Origin of the sequence: Streptomyces sp. NPDC087901 (assembly GCF_044742205.1) — a bacterium.
Taxonomy (GTDB): domain Bacteria; phylum Actinomycetota; class Actinomycetes; order Streptomycetales; family Streptomycetaceae; genus Streptomyces.
Genome location: NZ_JBIUUC010000013.1, coordinates 209,736 through 230,468, shown reverse-complemented (window position 1 = coordinate 230,468; position 20,733 = coordinate 209,736). Strand labels below are relative to the sequence as shown.

At 68.7% G+C, this 20,733-nt stretch carries 20 protein-coding genes and 1 pseudogene; 11 read left to right on the top strand and 10 right to left on the bottom strand.

Going from position 1 to position 20,733, the window contains the following annotated elements:
• Positions 1 to 482: 482 nt before the first annotated feature.
• Together ACIOEW_RS32090 and ACIOEW_RS32085 are read left to right on the top strand one after the other, a co-directional pair.
• On the top strand, positions 483 to 1,166 hold the full coding sequence (locus ACIOEW_RS32090) for an AAA family ATPase (protein ID WP_401968072.1): 684 nt from the start codon (positions 483 to 485) through the stop codon (positions 1,164 to 1,166).
• Positions 1,167 to 1,971: 805 nt separating this feature from the next.
• Entirely contained in the window at positions 1,972 to 2,145 is a 174-nt protein-coding gene (locus ACIOEW_RS32085) for a hypothetical protein (RefSeq protein WP_401968070.1), read from the top strand.
• A 146-nt stretch (positions 2,146 to 2,291) separates the two neighbouring features.
• Here the strand turns inward: ACIOEW_RS32085 and ACIOEW_RS32080 are convergent, their stop codons facing one another.
• Positions 2,292 to 2,789, bottom strand: coding sequence for a MarR family transcriptional regulator (locus ACIOEW_RS32080; protein ID WP_362556390.1), 498 nt, complete (start codon positions 2,787 to 2,789; stop codon positions 2,292 to 2,294).
• 96 nt (positions 2,790 to 2,885) lie between these two features.
• Here ACIOEW_RS32080 and ACIOEW_RS32075 point away from each other — a divergent pair, with 96 nt between their 5' ends.
• The 4 genes from ACIOEW_RS32075 to ACIOEW_RS32060 all read left to right on the top strand — a co-directional run bounded on the left by ACIOEW_RS32075 (position 2,886) and on the right by ACIOEW_RS32060 (position 5,803).
• Complete coding sequence (locus tag ACIOEW_RS32075) at positions 2,886 to 3,350, top strand: SgcJ/EcaC family oxidoreductase (protein WP_362556388.1); 465 nt, start codon at positions 2,886 to 2,888, stop codon at positions 3,348 to 3,350.
• A gap of 56 nt (positions 3,351 to 3,406) precedes the next feature.
• Entirely contained in the window at positions 3,407 to 4,102 is a 696-nt protein-coding gene (locus ACIOEW_RS32070; protein ID WP_401968068.1) for an SgcJ/EcaC family oxidoreductase, read from the top strand.
• Positions 4,099 to 4,881: an SDR family NAD(P)-dependent oxidoreductase gene (locus ACIOEW_RS32065; RefSeq protein ID WP_401968065.1), complete on the top strand. Its 783-nt coding sequence runs from the start codon at positions 4,099 to 4,101 to the stop codon at positions 4,879 to 4,881. The genes ACIOEW_RS32070 and ACIOEW_RS32065 overlap by 4 nt, the downstream gene beginning before the upstream one ends.
• A 51-nt stretch (positions 4,882 to 4,932) precedes the next feature.
• Positions 4,933 to 5,803, top strand: a protein-coding gene (locus ACIOEW_RS32060) for an IS5 family transposase (RefSeq protein WP_401968062.1) whose coding sequence is annotated in 2 segments (ribosomal slippage) — positions 4,933 to 5,634 and positions 5,636 to 5,803 — 870 coding nt in all. Because the reading frame shifts where the segments join, the coding sequence is not laid out codon by codon here.
• A gap of 205 nt (positions 5,804 to 6,008) precedes the next feature.
• Here the strand turns inward: ACIOEW_RS32060 and ACIOEW_RS32055 are convergent.
• Positions 6,009 to 6,767, bottom strand: a complete 759-nt coding sequence (locus ACIOEW_RS32055; protein WP_401968059.1) for a MerR family transcriptional regulator — start codon at positions 6,765 to 6,767, stop codon at positions 6,009 to 6,011.
• 300 nt (positions 6,768 to 7,067) lie between these two features.
• Between ACIOEW_RS32055 and ACIOEW_RS32050 the strand changes: the two genes are divergently transcribed.
• The gene (locus tag ACIOEW_RS32050; protein ID WP_362556378.1) at positions 7,068 to 7,478 is read left to right on the top strand and encodes a hypothetical protein; all 411 of its coding nucleotides are present in this window, start codon (positions 7,068 to 7,070) and stop codon (positions 7,476 to 7,478) included.
• Positions 7,479 to 7,544: 66 nt separating this feature from the next.
• On the opposite strand, the gene ACIOEW_RS32045 is transcribed toward ACIOEW_RS32050, so the two are convergent.
• The 3 genes from ACIOEW_RS32045 to ACIOEW_RS32035 all read right to left on the bottom strand — a co-directional run bounded on the left by ACIOEW_RS32045 (position 7,545) and on the right by ACIOEW_RS32035 (position 10,626).
• The gene (locus ACIOEW_RS32045) at positions 7,545 to 7,766 is read right to left on the bottom strand and encodes a hypothetical protein (protein WP_362556376.1); all 222 of its coding nucleotides are present in this window, start codon (positions 7,764 to 7,766) and stop codon (positions 7,545 to 7,547) included.
• Between the two features lie 174 nt (positions 7,767 to 7,940).
• Positions 7,941 to 8,114 (bottom strand): hypothetical protein, encoded by a 174-nt coding sequence (locus ACIOEW_RS32040; RefSeq protein WP_362556374.1) that lies wholly within the window; start codon positions 8,112 to 8,114, stop codon positions 7,941 to 7,943.
• Between the two features lie 1,081 nt (positions 8,115 to 9,195).
• Complete coding sequence (locus tag ACIOEW_RS32035) at positions 9,196 to 10,626, bottom strand: tyrosine-type recombinase/integrase (protein WP_401968055.1); 1,431 nt, start codon at positions 10,624 to 10,626, stop codon at positions 9,196 to 9,198.
• 1,540 nt (positions 10,627 to 12,166) lie between these two features.
• Here ACIOEW_RS32035 and ACIOEW_RS32030 point away from each other — a divergent pair.
• Positions 12,167 to 12,295 (top strand): LPFR motif small protein, encoded by a 129-nt coding sequence (locus tag ACIOEW_RS32030; protein ID WP_362556371.1) that lies wholly within the window; start codon positions 12,167 to 12,169, stop codon positions 12,293 to 12,295.
• Positions 12,296 to 13,043: 748 nt separating this feature from the next.
• Here the strand turns inward: ACIOEW_RS32030 and ACIOEW_RS32025 are convergent.
• The 4 genes from ACIOEW_RS32025 to ACIOEW_RS32010 form a co-directional block, all read right to left on the bottom strand.
• Positions 13,044 to 13,922, bottom strand: a complete 879-nt coding sequence (locus ACIOEW_RS32025; protein WP_362556416.1) for a Rieske (2Fe-2S) protein — start codon at positions 13,920 to 13,922, stop codon at positions 13,044 to 13,046.
• Between the two features lie 496 nt (positions 13,923 to 14,418).
• Positions 14,419 to 14,853 carry an SRPBCC family protein gene (locus ACIOEW_RS32020; RefSeq protein WP_401968052.1) on the bottom strand — a complete coding sequence of 145 codons (435 nt, stop codon included), beginning with the start codon at positions 14,851 to 14,853 and terminating at the stop codon, positions 14,419 to 14,421.
• Positions 14,854 to 14,981: 128 nt separating this feature from the next.
• On the bottom strand, positions 14,982 to 15,362 hold the full coding sequence (locus tag ACIOEW_RS32015) for a VOC family protein (protein ID WP_401968049.1): 381 nt from the start codon (positions 15,360 to 15,362) through the stop codon (positions 14,982 to 14,984).
• 316 nt (positions 15,363 to 15,678) lie between these two features.
• On the bottom strand, positions 15,679 to 16,506 hold the full coding sequence (locus tag ACIOEW_RS32010) for a methyltransferase domain-containing protein (RefSeq protein WP_362556365.1): 828 nt from the start codon (positions 16,504 to 16,506) through the stop codon (positions 15,679 to 15,681).
• 451 nt (positions 16,507 to 16,957) lie between these two features.
• On the opposite strand from ACIOEW_RS32010, the gene ACIOEW_RS32005 reads away from it, so the two are divergent.
• A complete protein-coding gene (locus ACIOEW_RS32005; protein ID WP_401968047.1) occupies positions 16,958 to 18,724 on the top strand; it encodes a diacylglycerol kinase family protein in 1,767 nt (588 codons plus the stop codon).
• Positions 18,725 to 18,726: 2 nt separating this feature from the next.
• Positions 18,727 to 19,187 (top strand): annotated as a pseudogene (locus ACIOEW_RS32000) (YhjD/YihY/BrkB family envelope integrity protein); the annotation flags it as partial.
• 197 nt (positions 19,188 to 19,384) lie between these two features.
• Here ACIOEW_RS32000 and ACIOEW_RS31995 read toward each other — a convergent pair.
• Positions 19,385 to 20,110: a dienelactone hydrolase family protein gene (locus ACIOEW_RS31995; protein WP_401968045.1), complete on the bottom strand. Its 726-nt coding sequence runs from the start codon at positions 20,108 to 20,110 to the stop codon at positions 19,385 to 19,387.
• 87 nt (positions 20,111 to 20,197) lie between these two features.
• Between ACIOEW_RS31995 and ACIOEW_RS31990 the strand changes: the two genes are divergently transcribed.
• Entirely contained in the window at positions 20,198 to 20,458 is a 261-nt protein-coding gene (locus tag ACIOEW_RS31990) for a hypothetical protein (protein WP_401968043.1), read from the top strand.
• Positions 20,459 to 20,733 lie beyond the last annotated feature (275 nt).

Sequence of the window (20,733 nt, the reverse complement as noted above, 5' to 3'; positions counted from 1 at the left end):
CTGGCCTTCCTCGCCGACCTGCTGCGCCGCCATCTCAAAGCGATACGGTCGAGGTGGCGGACACTGCCACCTGGAAAGATTGCCCTGATCATCCTGGCCACGATGCCGACAACGAGGATGAACGGCAGCACGAGAAGGGCAGCGACAGGATGTTCAGCCGTGCGCAGCTGCTCGCGGGGTCGGCAATGCGCTGGAGTACGGGCTCGACACCTACGAGCCGGGCCGCCCGGACGAGATCGCCGACGACGTCTTGGACGTCGCCGGGTACGCAGATCGCGTGCCGGACTACGGGTCCACCGTCATGACGTCGACCGCCTGCTACACCACCCAGGACATCCTCGATGTCGAGGAGTAGATCCTGGGCCAAGCGCTCGCCCGCCACGGCGAAGGCCGCACGGCGCTGACCCCCGATCAGTCGGCAGCCACGGTCGACGTGTTTCAGGTCGCGGTGGGGTTCAAGCAGCGCGCGGGGTGACCCGGCTGTGAGCGCTGCCGCCTCGCAGGGCCTCACCCAGGCGTCCGGGATCCCGGCGCGTGCGGTCGCGGCCTGGCTTCAGCAGATGCGCATCGGCGCGGGGTTCACTGGCGTCGACGTCCTGGTCATCGACGAGCCGACGATGGTGGACGACCGGGCCACAGCCGCTCTGATGACCGAGGCGGCCCGCACCGCACGCAGATCATCGACATCGGCGACCCTCTCCAGCTCCAGGCCATCACGGCCGGCGGCTGGTTCAAGGACCCACCGGCTGGTAGGCGGGCTCGCGCTGCGGGAGAACCGCCGACAGGAGGACGCCGCCGAACGGCACGCGCTGGAGGTCTGGCGGACCGGCGACCAGGCGCTGCATCTGCTTGCCGACCGCGGCCGCGTCCATCCCGCCGAGAGCGCGGACGAGGTCCGCTCGCTGATCCTCACCGCGTGGGACGAGCTCCGTCGCGACGGGTGGCGCGACACCTACGACCCCCTGGACGAACTGGTGGTACTTGCCGCCCGCAACGGCGACGTCGACGCGCTCAACGCGGGCGCACAGCAGATCCGCCGCGCCGCCGGCGAACTCGGCACCGAGTACACCTACGCCCTGCCCGGCGGCGACCGGCTCACCCTGGCCACTGGCGACACCGTACGGGTGGGTGCAATGACTACCGCAGCAGGCGCGGGGACCTGCTGAACGGCTACCGGGCCATCGTCAGCAAGATTGCCGAGGACGGGCGGATCGAGATCACGTGGCGCACCCGGGCGCGCGGCCAGGACGACGTCCACGTGTCCGCGTGGCTGACACCGGACCAGGTTGCCTCCGGGGCTCTGTCGCTGGGATGCGCGATGACGATCGCCGCCTCCCAGGGATGACCTGCGACACCAGCCTGCTGTACGGGCCCTGCGCCAACGCATTCGCGACGTACCCCGGGCTGACCCGGGGCAAGAAGGCCAAACCACCTGTGGCTGCCACTCGCTGACATCGAGAGCGAGGACACCTCGCCCGGCTCGGTGACGCCCACACCGAGAAGGAGAGCCTGGAACGCGCCATCGACGCCTTCGCCCGGTATCTCGGGCAGTCGCGCCCGGCCGCGATGGTCTCCTACTGCTCCATGAACCGCCGGCCCCCACCGTCGTGCCGTCGCCGACCCGGACCCGGAACGTCGTCGCCAAGGCCGCCCGCGCCCGGTCGACCACACTCCACAACCCACACCAGCGCAAGGCCCAACCGCAGGAGCGTGAGTACCGGCTGACGAACGAGCAGAAGCGGCGCCTGGCCGACATGCGCGAGGAGCGGGAGCTCGCCGGGGTCCGGGCCTGGAACCCGCGTCCGTACGGCGACCGGGCCGCCCAGGAGCTGGCCCGGCTCATCGCCACCGGCCCCGTCAATGCGCGGCGCGAGGATGAGGCGGCGGCCGCGGCCGCCGGGACCGAGCGGGCCCTGCAGGCGCAGATCCGCCGACAAGGCCCGCGGGGAGACCCGGGGGCAGCGGGAGCCCGTGCCCATTCACCCGCTACTCGACCTGGCCGACGCGCAGTTGACCGTCGCGCGTGCCAAGCAGGCCCGCGAGACGCAGGCCGCCAAGGTCGCTGCCGCAGCTGACGAGGCCCTGCGCCACCTCGCGCTCTCCGACGGCAAGAGCAGGCTCGCGCTGTACGCAGGTGGACGATGACGTCGAAGTCCTCTCCTGCTGCCGTGTCCGGGTGCTCGATCGCTCGTTCAAAGTCGAGTGCGAAACTCGGGCTTGCGGGGCTGCCCCCCTGAGGTGGTGGCCCCGCACGAGCCGATAGAGCCGCAGTTCAGAGGGAGTTGCTGGGCTCAGCCTGGCTTCTCCGTGCGCCCCTTGCCCCGCCGGGGCGCGGTGGCTCCGCGGATCTCCTCCGTGGCCGCGCGGAACGCGGGTGCGGCGCGGGCGAAGTAGTCGAAGAGCACGGCCTGCTGCTCCGGGGTATAGGAGCCGATGACCGCCGCAATGTGCCTGCGGGCCGGCCCGACCACGTCCTCGACCCGGTCCAGCGCGTCCGCCACGGGCTCCACGATGACCCGGCGCCGGTCACTCGGATCGGCGGCCCGGCGGGCGTAGCCGGCCCGTTCGAGGCGGTCGATGAGCCGGGTCGTCGCGCCCGTGGTGAGCCCGGTGCGGGTGGCGAGCTCGCCGGAGGACAGGCTCCCCTCCAGGGTGATGAGGCTGAGCGCGTACCACTCGGAGGTGTGCAGACCGGCCGCCTCGGCACTGGCCAGACCCTGGAGGCCGACGGCGTCCAGGTACTGCCGGAAGGTCGTGTGCGCGTTCGGGCCGTCGCCGCCTGTTGCCATTCTCGGGATCGCCTCCTACATTTATATCTGCACGCATGCAGATACTGCGTTCGATCAGCATCTGCATCAGTTTAGCCAATTGGGGAGTGGTCCGTCATGCAGTCCACCAGCGAGTCCGTCGCCTCCGTTCAGGCCGCGCTCGACCGGCTCGTCGCCGCCTGGGAGCGGCACGATGCCGGGGCGTACGGCGAGCTGTTCACCGAGGACGCCACGTACATCACCTACGTCGGCACCTTCTACCAGGGGCGCCGAGACATCGTCGAGAGCCACCGCACCCTCTTCGCAGGCTTCCTCAAGGGCACCCGGCTGGCCGACGAGATCCTCGACGTCCGTTTCTACGGGCCCGACGTGGCCGTGGTGAACGGACGCGGGGACACCTACAAGGGCAAGCGCCCGGAGAAGCTCAGCAAGATCCAGACGTACGTCCTCGTCCGTGACACGGCCGCCGGCGCGGACGGACAGTGGCGGATCGCCGCCTTCCAGAACACCAAGCGCAAGCCGCTGATGGAGGCCGTGTCCTACCGCTTCGCCCCGGGTCTCGTCCCGGCCGCCGAGCACTGACCGTGCGCAGCCGATCCGCGCCCACCGACACCCGAACGACCTTACGGAGAGCTCGCATGACCACCGACCAGATCAGCAGCCAGATCAACGACCGGACCGGCGAGGGGGCCAGCGCAGCCGACGCCCCGACCGCGCACCGTTCCCGGCGGCGCACCCTGAAGCGCGCCCTCGTCGCCACCGCTCTCACCCTCGGACTCACAGCCGGCGGCGGCTACCTGTGGCTCGACTCCATTTCGGAGGTCAAGGCCGCCGGCACCGCCGAGTGCACGGCCGTCACCCCCGCCTCGAGCGGCGCGGGCCCCGCCTCCACCACCAGTGACCGCGACGCCGTCTGCGGCGTACTGGCTTCGCTCGCCCGGGCATGGGGCGCCGCCGACGCCGACGGGTACGGAGCTCTCTTCACGACGGACGCCACGTACACGACCTACGTCGGCACCCACTACCAGGGCCGCAGCGACATCACCGAGGCCCACCGGGCCCTCTTCGGCGGCTTCGTCAAGGGGACGGAGCTGGCCGACTCGATCCTGGGCATCCGCTTCCTCGGCCCCAACGCAGCCATCGTCACCAGCCGCGGCGACACCTACGAGGGCAGCCGGCCGAAGGAGCTGTCGAAGGTCCAGACGTACACACTGACCCGCGAGCGCGACGGGCAGTGGCGGATCGCCGCATTCCAGAACACCCAGCGCCAGCCGGTCATGGAGAAAATCTCCTTCCTGCTGTCGCCCGACACGGTGCCCGGGGCCGAGAAGTGACCGCCCGCACCGCCCTGGTCACCGGGGCCAGTTCGGGCATCGGCCTGGCCTTCGCCCGCGAACTCGCCCTGGCCGGCTACGCGGTGACCGCCGTGGCCCGGGGCGAGGACCGGCTGCGCGCCCTCGTCCGGGAGCTCGGCCCGGGCCACCGCTACCTGGTCGCGGACCTCGCCACCCCCGAAGGCCAGGAGCTGGTCACCGCCGAGCTGGCCCGACGCCCCTTCGACCTCCTGGTCAACAATGCCGGCACCGCCCACCACGGCCCCTTCACCGGGACCTTGCCGCAGGAGGCGCTGGCCTCCGTGCGGCTGGGCGCCGAGGCCGTCGTCGTACTGACGCACGCCTTCCTCTCCGGGGCCGGGCGTGGGGACGCCCTCATCAACGTCTCCTCCACCCTCGCGCACGCCCCGGCCCCGGGCCTCGCCGTCTACAGCGCCGGCAAGGCCTTCGTGACCGCCTTCTCCGAAGCCCTCTGGCACGAACAACGGCCCCTCGGCGTCCACGTCATGGCCCTGTGCCCCGGCCCGACCTCCACGGAGTCGGAGCCGGAGTCCCGGACCGGGTCCGAGTCCGAGTCCGGCTCCGGATCCGGATCCCCCCGTCACCAGGACGCCCCGGCGGCCCTGGTCCAGAGCCCGCGGGCAGTGGTCCGCACCGCCCTGCGCGCCCTGGACCGCCGCACCGGCCCCACCGTCGTCCCCGGGCGGGCGAACTCGCTCTTCGTCCTCGCCACCCGCCTGCTGCCGCGGCGCACGCTCCTGGCGATGCTCAGCCGCTAGGTGTTTTGAAAGTCGGCTCTGTACCCCGTCCCGCATGGCGATGATCTCGGTGTGGGGAGAGGGGATCTTTCTGACGAGCAGTGGGCTGTGTTGGAACCGCTGTTGCCGGTCGTGTTGGTGGGGCGGCCGTCGTTGGGCCGGCGGAAGTTGATCGACGGGATCCGGTGGCGGGTGCGGACCGGTGCTCCGTGGAGGGATATGCCGTTGCAGTACGGGCCGTGGCAGACGGTCTTTGGGCTCTTCCGCCGCTGGCAACGTGACGGTACCTGGTCCGACCTGCTGACCCGGCTGCAAGTCCGTGCGGACGCGGCCGGGCTCATCATCTGGGAGATCAACATCGACTCCACGATCTGCCGGGCCCATCAGCACGCGGCAGGCGCCCGCCGGGACGGAAGGGCTCAGAAGGAACCGCCGGGCGGCACCCGCACGGAGCCAGACGACCACGGCCTGGGCCGGTCACGGGGAGGCTTCACCACCAAAATCCACCTGTCGTGTGAGCAGGGCCAGCGGCCACTGTCCTTGCTGGTCACCGCAGGTCAGCGTGGTGACAGTCCTCAATTCGCCGCCGTTTTGGATGGCATCAGGGTGCCTCGCACCGGACTTGGCCGTCCACGTGTCCGGCCGCTGCGGGTGCGGGGCTACAAGGCGTACTCCTCACGCGCCAACCGGGCCTACCTGCGAAAGCGCGGAATCCGCTGCACGATCCCGGAGCGTGCCGACCAGGCCGGCCACCGTAAACGCCGGGGAACGGCTGTGCGGGCGGCCTCCGGCCTTCGACCGCGAGGACTACAAGGCCCGGCACGCGGTTGAGTGCGGCATCAAGCGGCTGAAACGGAACCGGGCGGTGGCGACCCGGTTCGACAAACTTGCGGTCCGCTTCGAGGCAAGCATCCTCATCGCAGCTATCAACGAATGGCTCTGACCTGGCGTAAGTGCCATCCCCGGGTGGCTCTGCCCGCGAGTGCCAGCAGCGATCGTTCTGCTCGTTGGGAGGCACTCATTCGGCCTGGGTTCGATGGTCACGATGACGGGCAGCACCTCGCTCGGCAACTGGTAGGCCGGGCGAGGTGAGCCTGTTGGACCGACTGCTTTCCGGGCTGGTCCCCTTGTGACAGCCCGGCGCCCAGTCAGCTGAGCCGGGTTGTGGCATACGCCTCGATGGCGTCGCGCTGGTACGCGGCCAGGCCCGGTGCGATTGCCTCGTACGCGGAGCGCCAGGCGCTGTTGTCCACGCAGGAGCGCCCGACGGCGCGGTATTCCTCGGCCGACACGGGTCGCAGTTCGGTCATGGCCTGGTACTGGGCGTCGATCTGGGCCTGCACGGGCGCGGCGTCGGCCGGGTGGCCGGCGGCCATCAGGTCGGCCAGCAGGATCATCTGCGTCGTTCGCTCGCGCTGCCCGGCCTCGATGTCCTGCGGGGTCATCACGGCGACCCTTCGGGCGACTTCCTCGGCGTGCCCGGGGAAGTCGTGCAGGCTCTCCTGGTACTGGGAGGGCTGGATGCCCTCGAACAGGTTCTCCGGTCGGTTGATGGTCATGGGGTTGCCGTCCTTTCTGGACTGTTCCAGTTCGGCGATCGTGCGGGAGACGGTGCCGGCCAGGGCGTCGATCCGGTCCCGCTCAGCAAGCAGCCGCAGGTGGTGTCCGCGCAGGGCGTCCACCTCGTCGACCTGCTCAGCCAGGATCCGGCCGACCTCGGGAAGTCCTACGCCCAGCGCCCGCAGCAGGAGAATCTGCTGCAGCCGCAGCAACTGATGCTCCTCGTAGTAGCGGTGGCCGTTGGCACCGATCCGGGCGGGTGGCAGCAGGCCGATCTCGTCGTAGTGCCGCAGGGTCCGGGCGGTCACGCCCGACATCCGAGCGACCTCCGCGATAGGCCAGTCCATCGCTGTCTCCCTCACGATCGCGTCATCGGGCCGGTTCTCCGGCCCTGTTAAAGACGGTAGAAGCTGCCGCAGCGGCAACCGCAAGCCCGGGCCCTCGCGATCTGGATGGCCGCCCGCGACTTTCCCCGACGGTCCACCCAGCACACCAGTAACTTCCAAAACACGGCCTAGTAGCATTTCGTTACCTTGAGTGATCTTGCCTGGTGGTGGGCGCCCCTAGGGTGTGAAGCTGGGGGATGTAGAGCGGCTCCGGGGTGAGTTGGCGGAGTTAGTGGGTGATGTGTTCGGGTCCTGGTCGACGTGTCCGGCGAGCTGAACTGTGACGCGTTCGCGTTCGCCTCGTCGTACAACAGCGGTGGCATGTCCGCGGCCGGGAACGGACTGAACCCCGCAGTGCTGGCCGGCAGCACGACCCCCACCGGTAATGCATGTATCGGCACCTACGCGAAAAAGCTGGATACGGCGGTACACCTATTCAGCATCAACGGCACCGACCCGACGTTCAACGAAGTGTGCGGCCGGTCGTCGATGTCCGGCATGCACAATAAGGAAATCAATGGGCGGAAACTTCGGAACATTCATGCGCGCCATCTCGACGAGCTGAAGGTAGTCGACGTCCAGGACGTCCAGGACGTCCTTGCGTGCACAGGTGCGGGCTGCGGACTCGATGTCGCGCAGGGCGGCATGATCGGGGCGGTGGATCCGCAGTGACAGCGTCCTGAACCGTTCCCAGCCCCGGCGCTCCACCTCCTTCCACCCTTCGCAGGTCAGGCCTCCTTAGCGGGCCAGGTCGTGGAGGCTGAGTGAGCCTTCGGAGGCGGCGATCTTGTGCATCAGTTCCGGGCGGCTCATGTCCAGGCCCGTTGCCACCGCCTGAACATGCGAGCGAGCAAGGGCCGGCGGAAGCCAGCCCTTGCCCCCGATCCGGTCGAGGTCGCGCTCCTGGTCCTCATCGCGGTAGGTCAACCCGGTGACGTACCGCAGGGACCGGAGGCGCACGCGGCCGGGGTGGTGAGCGGCACTCACCGACGGCCCGTGGTGAGTACCGCTCCGCCTGGTGAGTGGGACTCACCACGCCTGGTCAACCGGGCGGCCCCCGCACCGTCCCTGGGCTCCCGGCCGAGGCCGGTCCCAGACTCGCCCATCCGTGAGCAGGCGCGGCTTGCCGCCCGGTCATCGGACGGCGATCGGGACGATGCAGGCCGCGAGCAGGCCAGCGCCGCCGATGGCCACCATCACCGGCGTCGCAAGCACCGGGTGACGGTGGACCAGGTATCCCAGGGCGCCCAGCACTAGGGCGACGACGAGGACCAGGAGCAGCAGAACGAGCAGGGCGAGCGAGGACACGACAGGTCTCCTTGTTGGTGGTGCGCTCGGGTTGAGCGCGGGCCACAGTCCGCAATCCGGAGCCCGCCCTCGAGTTCTCGCGAAATCCGATCCGGCTCCCGGTCGGGGGCTGTTCCAACGGATTCGCGAACGCTTGACGACGAACGTCCCGGCTGGTTCACCCCCTTGTTGCCCAGGCAGCAAGGGGGTGGTGGTGAACACTTTGGTACGGCCAGGAATTAGCCCCGCACCCCCCTCCCCTGTTCACATAAAGACACCCCATTCAATGTCTGACCTGCCCGTTTACGATCCGGTCAGGACTTGGATGCAGCGCTGAGCACATGTCCGGGCAAGCAGCACAAGGACCGCCCGCTGACTTGGTTATGGGACGATGGGCGGCAAATGTGACGCCGCCACAGGTCACCACTCCGTGCGGGGCGCAGCGGGGCGGACCTCGGTCGCTTCCTAGCTCCACCTCCCTGCCGAACGCGCTGACCAGGTAAAGCAGGGGAGTAACCTCCCGGCTGAGCCGAGAAGGACGGACATGTCACCGAGCTGAGAGATCAGCCGACCCACAGCCGATTGCTGTCCTTCCGCTCTTACTCATGACGTCGGTGTCACATCCCTTCGCAATGTGACGCACTGTGTCGCACCTCACACGGAAAATTGCCAGATAGCACAGTGCCACCCGGCGGGGTTAGCCCCGCAAGGCCTGGCTGCTGCTGAGCGCAAGGGATTCCCGGGCTCCGATGCCAGCGGTCTGCCGGCACGTCCCCCATGCGGGAGGCCCGTAGGTGGCGGTCACGTCGCGCTGTGCGCGGTTCCTGTAGCCCGAGCAGGGGATCACCGAGGCGATGTCCTCCTCCTGGGCTTGCCGGGCCATTCGCCGCCGCCGTCCGAGCTCTGCGCGAGGATCCGACACAGTCAAAGAACCTCACCAAGCGAGTCGACGCCTACCAGGTGCCAGAACCGAGAATTGACGGCGCCTCTGTCCGCCGGCGGTCGCCAAAGATGTGCAGCGCTGTACCAGCAGGTGGTGACAGCCAAGCTGACATAGCGCTCCTCGACCATCCGGTCCGGGAAGACCTCGCGCCTGGAACAATCACCGGAATCGGCAGTCCGCGACGTGCTCGGATACGGCCGGCCTTCGGCCTGAGGGCTGCAAAGAATGGGTGGTGGCCGCAGCCCATCCGGTGTGTTGGCGCCTTGTGGCAAACCGGATTTCGTTCGAGGTGTGTGGCGCGGGTGAGCGTTTGGCCGGAGGTTCGGGTGCGGCCGAGGGCATGAAAGAAGGGACCCCTTGGCAGCGACGCGGTTGCGACACCAACCCGACCAAGGGAGCCCGTTGCCTGATCAGCGCCTCAACCGCGACCACGAACGCCGCCCCGATCACCACCAGCAGATGGCGTGTTGGGCAGCCACGATCAGGCGGCGCCTGGCCGGCGATGCCCCGCGCTGGCCGGAGAAGCGCCCCGGCCGACGCCCCCGGGCCCGGGCATGAACCGTCCGTTCTCCCCCACCAGCCAGCCCCGCACGCCGCTCCATCAACCCCAACACCGACGGCATCACGGAAGCCGTACATGCCCACCCCTACCTCCGGCGGCAAGTCCGTGAAGAGCTTCTTCACGCGGCGCCGCTCCATGCCTTCGGTGAAGTAGCCGCCCGGGCCGCGTAGCAGGTAGCCGTCCTTCGTGGTGCCGTGCTTCTCCGCATACCGCTCGATCGCCTCTCGCACCGACCGCGGCAGCGGCACTTCCCGGAACTCCCCCGCCTTGCGGTGCTTCAGCTTCGCCGGCCTCAACGTGTTGGAATGGATCTGCTCGCGCACCCGGTACACGTCCTGCGCCACGACGTTGTTGACGTTTACCGCCCGCGCCTCACCGTTGCGCAGGCCGCATCCCGCCATCATGACAATCTCCAGCGCCAGGTCCTCGTCGGCGACGGCCAGTACTTTCGTCACGTATGCGAGAGAGGGAATGGCAACCGTTGACCGAACGCATTCGGGCTCCTGGATCCCTTTCACCGGGTCGTCCGCCATGGCCCCCTTGGTGTAGGCGTCCCGCAGGATGGTCTTGAGGACTCGGAATATGTTCACCTGGTTCCCGCGGCCGACGCCGTCGCTCTGCATCTCGTCCAGGAAGCGTTCGACCACCATCGGTGTAACCGAGTTCAGCTTCCGCGATCCCAGGCGCGGGACGATGTGCACGTTAATTGAGCTGTCGACGTGCCAGCCGGTGGAGTAGTCCGTCATTCTGCGCTGCCGCGGACGCCACAGCTTCGCGTATTCCTCGACCGTCAGCTGACCCAGTTCACGGCGGGCCGCCGCCACGGTCGGCGCTGTGGTCTTCTTCTCCGAGTAGAGCTGCGTAAGGCGTTCGATCGCGTCGTCCTGCGTGCCGTAACCGGACTCCTCGCGCTGCTTGCCGAGCGCGTCCCGGAAGCGGATCGAGTACTGGTGAGGGCAGCGGGTCGGCTTCGTGCAGCCGCAGTCCTTGAAGAAGGACCCCATGCCGCGGGCGAGCTGTCGGGCCACGCGATGAACCATCCGTTCCAGCCCAAGAATCGTGCTCAGGCGCCGCACTGCAGGTCGCAGGTCAGCAAGCGGGGACACGTCCGGGACGCATGCTGACCGTTTGCTGACCTGAAGGGGGCACACGATGCCTCTGACCTGCGGAAACGCCAAATAGCTAGATCTTGGACTTGAACATGGTGCGCATCATGGAGCTGCTCCCGGGCTAGGCTTCCTGCCTGCGTTTTTGCAGGTCAAGTGCTGTTTCCCTACCTTACAGCGCGTCGCATGTCCGGTCAGCTTTCCGCAGGTTCCCGAGGACTGATATTCACCACTTGCAGGTCTCGGAGCTGCAGCACGGTCACCGGAACCACCGGGTCATCGGCGCCATGCCCTGTCGGACGTGGAGCAGGCCGTGCATCTGCGAAGAGCGACCGGCTTACCTGTCAGTCGATGTCCTGGCCGGGCAGGCGCAGAACTCACGGGCACAGTTGCCGTCTCGCAATGCCGCCACCCCCGAGTGCTGCACGCGCTGGTGGTGGCTACCGTGAGCGGGCCTCCCAGACGCACAGGTCGGGAGGCTGCGGATCGTGACGGATTGAGTGACATGGGGAGCGGGGCGCCGAGGCTGACGAGGAACCCGTCCACCCCGTCAGCCGGACGATCCTGGTCCGCCAGCGCCCGGACGCAGGCTGCTCGGCCAATGGACGGCGTACGAAGCCGGCCGGGGACGGCCCAGGCCCTTTCACAGGCACCGCGTCGGCCAACTTCTGCTCCTGGAGCGGGGGATGGATGCCCTGCACGCCTCTGTCCTGCTGAACCGCTGCTCTCTGCCATGATGGCTGTGGCCGAAAGGGCGGCAGCCGAAGGATCACCGCGGCTTCACCGAAGGTCTGCCGCCCGGTGCAGAGCTTCGAGGAGCTCCCGGTTGCTCACACCTTTGGATCCCCACGGACACCCGTTCTGCCTCTTCCTCCCGGGCGCCTGAAATCGGGGCTCACCGGGCCGGTCCGGTGCCCGGCGAGCAGGACCACCCGTTCATCGCGGCGCCACCCACGCCATCATCGATGGCGCCACGGGCATCGAGGGACTCACCGCCGCGCAGGACGTCGCACAGACCCACTCATGATCGCCTTTTCGATGCTGCCGCGCCGCATACTTCAACGTCGGCATCTGACCGCGCCCGCGCCTATGGCCCACCCTCTGAGGTGACGTGCTGAGCGCCGATGACCAGCGTGTGAAGAGCACGACCTGCGGCGCAGTTGGAGTGCCACTGTGGGCATTCCTGGACTTTAAGAATCCGGGTTCTTCAACTGTCGGCCGACTTCTGTGCTGCTCCTCTCTCAACACCACCTTACGTGCAGGACGACTCCACAGGAATAGCCTCCCCTTCAAGTGTCCCCGGAAAACCGAGGGGCCTGCAGCATTCAGGGAAGAACGCGGAGTCGCCCAGCGATTCCCGGAATCTCACCTGTTTCCACTCTCCGCATCCGGGTATCCGCTGAATAGCAGTCCACTGAAGCAAGCACCCAGGTCGCGTAAAATTTCTAGGTGAGGTTCCACCGTGCTGAAAGCCATCGCAGATGTTCTCAGGTCCATCGGAAGCGCCATAGCCACGGTCGTCACGCTTCCGTTCCGTGCCCTTGCCAAACTCTTCGGCGGAGCGTCCAGCAGCGCCCATGGCCACCACTGATCAGCGAGGACGGGCCTGGCACCCGCTCCTCGGTCATTCCCCTGAGCCGAGCCGGATCACTGCGGCGTCCGCCCTGTCGGCTCGGCTCACCATGCCATTCGGAGCAGCCGTCGTCCGCGAGGGGCCCTTGGGGTACTTGTGGCTCTGTGAACTCACCTCAAACCTCGACAGAAACTCCAAGCTTGCAGGCAACCCAGCTCAAAAAGGCCCCCCGACCGCGCCGCTGCCGTACTTCCTCATTCTTGGAGACGTGCTGGGAGCGGCGTATACGTCCTAATACTCCAGTCACACTTCGCGATCTGCTTCGACGGCCTTCGGGGCTACTGACATCAGCCGGATCGCGGAGGTTGGCGGATGGACAAACGCACGGTCATGTTGAACGAGCTCGCGCAGAGCCTGCGCCCGATCGGGCAGGGTGTCGAGTGGTTCGAAGCCTTGCCCGCCCGGACCAGTACGAGGTTCTGCGGGATCTGCTGGATGGGTGAGCTCAGGGCGTGGTGCGGTGGTCGCGGACGGCTTCTGGCAGGTGTGTCCACTCGCCGACGTCTCGAATCGGGGTGTCGGTGTCGGAAGACCGCCGCGTCGGAGGAGTTCAGCAGATCTTGACCGTCGCGGACCAGGCCCCGGGGGTCAAACCGAACGCAGCGTCTCCACGACGTCCCCACGGCAGCCTTCAGCCGAGCCGCCCGGTCACGCCCACGACGATGGACTCGGGACCGAACACAGCAGAGCCGAACGCTCCCCTCGTCTACCGTTCGCTCTCGGCGCCGTCGGATTTCGAAGCCTCGGTCTCGTCCAGATTGCCGAGGCGGCCCTCCACGACGCCGTCGGTGATGCGGGTGACGAAATGGGGCTGAGGAGCTGTGGCCGGGCCTGTGACGTTCCAGCCGTCGGAGAGACGGAAGGCGCTGCCGTGCCAGGGACAGCGGAGACAGCCGTCGATGAGCTCGCCCTCGGACAGCGGGCCACCCATGTGACTGCACCGGCCAGCCAGGACATGGACGGCGCCGGCCTCCTCGCGTACCACCACGACCGGCTCGTCGCCCACGTGGGCGCGGACGGGCTCGCCCACCGGAAAGTCCGACAGATCGCCGATACGGTGCCAGCCCGGCCCGACGACGTCGGGAATGTGTTCAGCGTGGTTGGCTCCCGATGCCTGGCGGAAGGCCATATGACCGCCTACGGCGCCGCCGACGCTCACCGCGGTGAGCCCGGCAAGGCCCCACAGCCGGCCTCGGCCGAAGTGGCCGCGGGTACGGGCGGCAAATGAGACTGCGTAGAGCGCGACACCTGCCGCGTTGCTGGCCGCGTGCACCAGCCCGACGCGCATCTGCGGTCGGCGCAGCTCCGCCCAGTCCGTCCAGCCGGCCAGCGCCGCGGGGAGCGCGGCCACCAGCCCCACCCCGACCAAGGTCCGCGCCGCTCGCTGCTTGCCCGGAAGGCAGTCCAGAACGGCGGCGGACATCCAGCTGCCCAGGGGCAACTGCACCATCAGCGGATGCACGGGATGGCCCAGCCACCGTCCGTGCAGAACGTCCCTCCCCCGTCCCATGGGCACGGCCCGGACCGTCCGCCGCAAGGCGTCGGCCAGGCGGTCGGCGCGCTCGGAACGCTCAATGCGGTCCATCGCGAGCAATACATGTCCCGGCCCCGCGTCGGACGGCAGGACCGTACGGAGCGTGCAGATCAGGCGTCCCCACGCCCCAGTGGTGTTCATGCAACGCGTGTATCCCGTCGGGGGCCCTGGGAAACGGGCCCGTCATGTGCTGCGGAGGCCAGGTACTGCCCCGCAACCCCTGCGTTTCCCCGGCTTCCCACGCCTCGGCCGCCTCGGTCTATCAGGCGTTCCTCACCCGTTCGCCGGTAGGCAGACGACCGGCACGCGTGCGTCCGGGATGCTGCTCGCCGGCCGACGCAGCCGGCCTGCCCCGGGCGCGCCGATCCCCCGAGCCACTGCGCGGACGCGCTGCGGCTGGGCCATCACGCCGGACTGGACCCTTGCCTCCTGCACGATGGCGCGCCCTTGGTACACGGAAGGAATCGGAATCCGGCGAGCGGTCACGCCCCGGTGAAGGAGCGGTGAGGAAGAATCGGGACGGCCGGGGCAGGCCGGAGTCCGACGGTCAGCGCGCGTCGCCTGCGGCGGTCCGCTCAGCAAGCTTCTGGAACTCACCGAGGTCGTAGTTGGCAAGAACCGAGTCGAGATTGGTGAGGGCTCCCAAGTGCTCCACGAATCCCTGGGGGTCGTATTCGACCTGGAGAGTCAGCCGGCTCGACTCCTCGTCCAGTCGATGGAAGGTGACGACACCGGCGTGATGGACGCCCTCCGTCGTCTTCCAGGCGATCCGGTCTTCCACTGTGACCTCGGTGAGTTCGGCGACGAAACTCTTGTCGACCCCCGGCAGTGCGAGCTGCCAGGCGAACCGGCGTTCGTCCAGCGGATCGACGCGCTGGACATGGCTCAGGAACCTGGGCCACTGCGCCACATCACTCCACAGTGCCCAGCTGACGGCCACCGGGGCCTTCATATCTACGGTCTCCACGATTGAAGAGGACATGAGGACTCCTTCGTGTGTTCACGGGTTCGGTTCATGGGTTCGCGCGTTCGCGAGCACGTCATGCGTGCTTCGGAGGATCACCGGAGGTCCGTCCCGCACAGCTGGAGAGGCCGGGCCCGTACCGCGGATCAGCCAGGTGTGGCCAACGTGAAGGGGTGCCCGGCGGGATCGGAATAGAGGCGCGTGTCTCGGACGCCCCCGTTGTCCTTCGTGTCCAGAGGACGCGCGCCGAGACCGACGGCCTCGCGTTCCGCCTCGTCCATGTCCTCCCGCGCCACCAGAATGCGCAGATGAGCCTGCTGGGAATCTTCGGGCCGCGGCCAACTGGGCGGCGCGTAACCGTGATCCTTGCGGATCGCGAGATGCGCCCCGCTGTGACCCACCACCTCGACGATATCGGAATCATGACTGACATGGACTTCCGCATTGAGCAACACGGCGTAGAAGTCGGCCAGTTCCTTCGGTTCTGCGCAGTCCAGTACCAGCACGCTCGTCTTCGGCACCGCCATGGCCATCCTCCGGTTTCACGGGTATTCAGGCTCCGGACGTCGTTCCGACTACCCGCGCCCGAGGGCCCCACACCCGTGCCCTGGCGAACGGTCCCCCCGCGATCGAGGCAGACGCCTTGACGAGCGGACCGCGAAGGAATCCGAGTTCTTCAACCGCAACATGCTGCCGTGACACTCAACCGCCACCCGGTGCCGACGCGGCAGAGCGCCGCACCGGGACCCGGCCGCGGCCCGCTGAGCCTGCTTCTTCGGGCACGAACCTGAGCACTTGAACGGGCGCCCTGAGCGGTACGGCTGAGGCCTGGCCGGCGGCTGCTCATCCCGCACTCGCCTCCGGCTTACGTCCCCATACGGTGAACATGCCGGCCGACAGCGCGGCGCATTCATCGGACCCCAGATACCGGACCGCCACGTCAATGGCCGCATCGTCGACGAGCCCGGTGGCGACCATCGCCGCTCTGCTGCGCTCCCACGTATCCGCCCAGAACCTGCTGAGGGCGCTGCCCGGCAGCAGCGGCGGCACATGGATTTCAGCGGCGACGGACGTGAGCCCCGCCCCGCGCAACATCTGCGGGTACGACGGCACCCAGGAGACATCGGTACCGATCGTTGTCCGCAGCCCCTGCCACATCGCCCGCATCGCCGCGGTGTACGGCGTACCGGGCGTGCGGTCACTCGTGAGGTCGACCGCGTCGCTGAGCACCAGCACACCGTCGGGCGCGACAAGTTCGGCCCATGCCCTGATCAGACGGTCCCGCTCGGGCAGGTGCATCAGCACAAAGCGTGCGTGGACCAGCTGGAAGCGGCCGGAGACAGACTCCGGGGCGGTGACATCGGCCTCCAGCACGTCGAGCCCGGGCACGGGCCGCTCCGCGAGGAACCGCACGTCGCGGTCCACGGCGAGCACGCTCTCCACCCCGGCTTCATCCAGCAGCCGACAGGAGACCGTGCCCGTGCCGGCTCCGACGTCGAGGCAGCGCCATCCGGGGCCCGCACCGATTGCCCGCAGCCGGGCCATGGTGAAGTCGTCGTAGGCGAGGGCTCCGAAATCGATGCGTTCACCCTCTCCCGCCTGTTCGGGGCGGAAGAACGCCTCACCGTAACGGCCACCACCGGGCGCTCCCCCGCGCGGGGCGGCGGTCACGCCGCCCCGGGGACGACGCCGAGCGCGTCGTACCTGTCGGGCACCCGCACCCAGGTGGCGGGGGGCTGGAACTGCGGGGCGCTCAACGGTTTCATGACCGGGTCTCTCTTCACGCGGTGGAGCGGCGCCGGGTGGCCCCTCTCGAGACCAGCGCCCCATCGATCCTCCACATGCGATCGCCGCCGTGGTCGAGGCGCGCCGCGCCCGAGCCAATCAGCCCCAGGTCAGCCCCAGGATCTCGGCAGTCGAACGGGCGCTCCGATCCCGGCACACGACCGTCACACCGGCGAACGACGGCGACCGCGGAAGTTCCGCCCCACCGGCACGTGGGGGGGGGCGGGAGGCGTACGCGTACACGGACGGCTTTCGGGGCACACGGCGGAGCACCGGGAGGTCCGAGCCATCAGTCGGCCACCACAGCAGCCCTGCTACGCCGAAAGTTTGGAGCCCCATGCCTACCGCCCTGCCCGAGAGACCGGTCCGAGCGACCACGGCACCGCCTGCTGGCTTCCGCCCCGGACGATCGCCCGCCCTGACCAGCGGCAGCGGGTCGGCCGCGGTCCGGATCGGCGTACTGACCGTCTGTCAGGCCGCCCTGATGGTGGGGCTCGGTCTCCTGATCACCGGGCCCGCCAATGAAGGATGGCCACTGACCATCGAGGACCATGTCAACGAGGGTTTCGAGGGCCTACGCACAGGGGCCCTCAGCGACGCGTCACTCATCGCGTCGGAGGCCGGCAACACCGGCACGGTGATCATCGTCACCGTCCTGGCCTGTATGGGACTGATCCTCATACCCCGGCTGCCGAAGTGGCGGGAGGCGGCCTTCCTCGCCGTGTCGGTCTCGCTCCAGGCGCTGGTGTTCCTGGTCATCTCCACGTCCGTGGACCGCGACCGGCCGGATGTGGACCGCCTCGACGCCTCGCCGCCGACGGCCAGTTACACCTCCGGCCACACGGGTGCCGCCACGGCGCTCTACGCGGGTCTCGCCGTCCTGGCGCTCTCCCGCATCCGGGGGCCCTGGCGGAGGGCGGTCGGCGGCCTGCTGCTTCTCGTACCGTTGCTGGTGGCGGTCGCGCGGCTCTACCGGGGGATGCACCATCCCACCGATGTCGTCGGCGGACTGCTGAACGGCGGCCTGTCGCTCCTGATCGTCGGCCGCGCCCTGATGACCGACGGTCACAGCCCCGCCCCTGCGCCGTCGAACGCCATGGAGGTCGCGCTGGAGGCAGCGGAGCAACGCTCCGAACGCGTCGCAGGCCACACCGTCGTCATCGTCAACCCGACCGTCACGGGCGATGCGGAACGCGACCACCTGCGGCTGGTCCTGGAACAACACGGTCGCCGTGCCGCGGAGTTCGTCGCCACCACTGCCGACGATCCGGGCGGCGGCCAGGCCGCCGCAGCGGTGCGTGAAGGCGCGTCTCTGGTCGTGGTCTGCGGTGGCGACGGAACGGTACGGACCGTGGCGGACGCGCTGGCCGGCACCGGGGTGCCCCTGGCCGTGGTGCCTTGCGGCACCGGCAACCTGCTCGCCCGGAACCTGGGGCTGCCGCTGGAACCCGCAGACTCTCTGGCCGCCGCGCTCTCGGGTGGCGCGCACCGGATCGATATGGGGCGGATCGAGGGCGACTCGCTCCCGGCCACCCGCTTCACCGCCATGTCCGGCGCCGGCCTGGACGCTGCGATGCTGGAGAACACCGGAGACCACGCGAAGTCCGTTCTGGGCTGGCCCGCCTATGTGGTAGCCGGCGTCCGCAGTCTGCAAGCGCCTCGGATGGCCGTGTCGATCCGGCTCGACAGCGGGCCGGTCCTGCGCCGCACCGCGCGCACGGTGCTCCTCGCCAACATCGGCAAGGTGCAGGGCGGTACCGCCCTCGTCCCCGCTGCCGAACCCGACGACGGGGTACTCGATCTCGCCGTCTTCGACCCGCACGGGCCCACCGGCTGGCTGCGTGTCATCGGGATACTGCTGCGGGGCCGCCCGAAACAACCTCGCCCCTCCGCGCAGGGCAACTTCCCGCCCGTCAATGGCACCGAGACCGGCACTGGCGCCGGCACCCCCGTGGAGTACTTCACCTTCCGCCGCGCCGAAATCCGCTTCTCCCCGGTGCAGCCGCGCGAGATCGACGGAGATTCTGTACGACCGGGCCGGTGGCTCGTCGCCGAAGTCGAGCCCGGGGCCCTCACCGTGCTCCTGCCGTCCGGGGGTGAGTGAGAATGGGAACCGCGACCCGCGTCCCGCAGACCCGCGACATCGCGGGTGACGAACTCTCCGCCGACGAGGCACTGGCGTCGCTGCGGCGCTACGGTCGCTGGCCACTGGTGCGTGACTCCTTCGTCCGCTTCCGTTACGCCGACGGTTTCAGCCACTCCCGCGCGCTCGCCCTGCAGACCGATCTCGCCGTGATACCGCTGGTCATCGCCTTCGTCGGGCTGTCCGCCTCACTGCATACGGAGAACGTGGGAAGGCTGGCGGAACTGACCATCCACCGCATCGCCGCGGGGCCGAGCGCCGAGGTGGTGGACGACGCTCTCGACCGGAGCAGGCGGAGCGCCGGGGAGGGCTCGCAGCTCACGCTCTGGTTCGGACTGGCCTTTCGCTGGTGAACGTCACCACGGCTATGTGCCAGATCGAACGCGGCGCCAACCGGATCTACGGGGTTGAGCGTGACCGACCTCCTCGATCAACAACAAGCCGCCCGCTGCCTGCCCCTACTCCTTCACGATCACACCCCGCACACGAGGGAAGCCCCTGCTCATCGAACAGGGACTCCCTCTGCCACAACGCACTGAGCTGCGGTGATGTCCTACAAACCGGAGCCGGTGGCGGTCTGCCGGCCTGGCTCGCGGCGCGGAATCGCGGTTGCTGACCAGATCACTCCGTTACGGGCAAGCACTCGGCGAGCAGGTCGATGACGTCGTGCCAGGCGCGCTTCGCGTGCTGTGGGTGGTAGCCGACGCCGGGGACCACGGGGTGGTCGACCGGCGGGTGGTGGAAGGCGTGCAAGGCGCCGCCGTAGACCGCGAGGCGCCAGTCGACGCCCGCGGCCTGCATCTCGGCGGTGAACGCGTCCCGTTGCGCGGGCGGCATGATCGGGTCTTCCGACCCGACCCCGGCCCACACCGGGCAGCGAATGCGCGCCGCCTCGCCCGGTCGGCCCGTGGTCAGTGCGTTGACTGTCCCGATCGCGCGCAGGTTGACGCCATCGCGCCCGAGTTCCAGCCCGACGGCGCCCCCGGTGCCGTATCCGACGGCGGCGATCCGGCCGGGGTCGGTCCGCGGTTCGGCGCGCAACACGTCGAGCGCCGCATGACCGATGCCCCGCATCCGGTCGGGGTCGCCGAGCAGCGGCATGCAACGGGCCAGCATCTCCTCGGGGTCACCCAAATAGCGCCCGCCGTGAAGGTCGAAGGCCAGCGCTACGTATCCCAGCTCGGCGAGAGCATCGGCCCGGCGGCGCTCGACGTCGCTGAGCCCCATGCCCTCTGGTCCGAGCAGCACCGCGGGCCGGCGGTCGCCACCGGCCGGGAGCGCGAGGTGCCCGATCATCGTCAGACCGTCGGCCGGGTACTCGACCGTGCGCGTTGTAACCGTCGTCATGAGACTGGACTGTAATGATCGTCGAGCCCGGTCGGGCCGGTGTTCACCGCTGGCAGAACAGCGCGGGTGTGCCTCTGAAATGCGGCGATGACCCACAAGATCCGTCACAAACCCCGTTCCCGCGTGGGCGTCGACGCCCAAGCGACATTCCTGATTTCCCTTAACAAGCAACAGGGGCGTGAACTGCATCAAGACTTGGCAGCGCTAGATAAAGACCGTGCTGCGCACGTTCTACGATTTTCATCGGGAGGCGGGCAACAGGCCATTGCTCAATCCCTTCCCCCCTTGATGGTTCTCGGCATCGTGACCAGCCTCACACTCACCATGGATGGAACCGTTCCGGGGTGAGCGGCAGGGCGTTACCCGCCCGGGTGCCCAGCCATGTTCCGCGCCTGATCCCGGATGCTTTGTTCGACGCGCTGAAGCATGATCGTGACAGGGCGCTCGTGGCAGTGTGGGTGTCGACCGGGGCGCGTGCCAAGGAGCTGCCGAACCCAACTCAGCGGACAATCCACCTGGGGATTCCTGCCTTCGGCAAGATCGCAGCACGCACCTGCGCCGCCACGACCACGTAGTCATACGTAGGTGGTGCGTTGATCACTTGAGTGGTGCCATCGTTTGGC

Coding starts and splice junctions, on each gene's coding strand:
- ACIOEW_RS32080 (WP_362556390.1), bottom strand. CDS start 2,789: ATGGCAACAGGCGGCGACGGCCCGAACGCGCACACGACCTTCCGGCAG.
- ACIOEW_RS32070 (WP_401968068.1), top strand. CDS start 3,407: ATGACCACCGACCAGATCAGCAGCCAGATCAACGACCGGACCGGCGAG.
- ACIOEW_RS32005 (WP_401968047.1), top strand. CDS start 16,958: ATGCCTACCGCCCTGCCCGAGAGACCGGTCCGAGCGACCACGGCACCG.
- ACIOEW_RS32025 (WP_362556416.1), bottom strand. CDS start 13,922: ATGGACCGCATTGAGCGTTCCGAGCGCGCCGACCGCCTGGCCGACGCC.
- ACIOEW_RS32015 (WP_401968049.1), bottom strand. CDS start 15,362: ATGGCGGTGCCGAAGACGAGCGTGCTGGTACTGGACTGCGCAGAACCG.
- ACIOEW_RS31990 (WP_401968043.1), top strand. CDS start 20,198: ATGACCCACAAGATCCGTCACAAACCCCGTTCCCGCGTGGGCGTCGAC.
- ACIOEW_RS32075 (WP_362556388.1), top strand. CDS start 2,886: ATGCAGTCCACCAGCGAGTCCGTCGCCTCCGTTCAGGCCGCGCTCGAC.
- ACIOEW_RS32055 (WP_401968059.1), bottom strand. CDS start 6,767: ATGGACTGGCCTATCGCGGAGGTCGCTCGGATGTCGGGCGTGACCGCC.
- ACIOEW_RS31995 (WP_401968045.1), bottom strand. CDS start 20,110: ATGACGACGGTTACAACGCGCACGGTCGAGTACCCGGCCGACGGTCTG.
- ACIOEW_RS32020 (WP_401968052.1), bottom strand. CDS start 14,853: ATGTCCTCTTCAATCGTGGAGACCGTAGATATGAAGGCCCCGGTGGCC.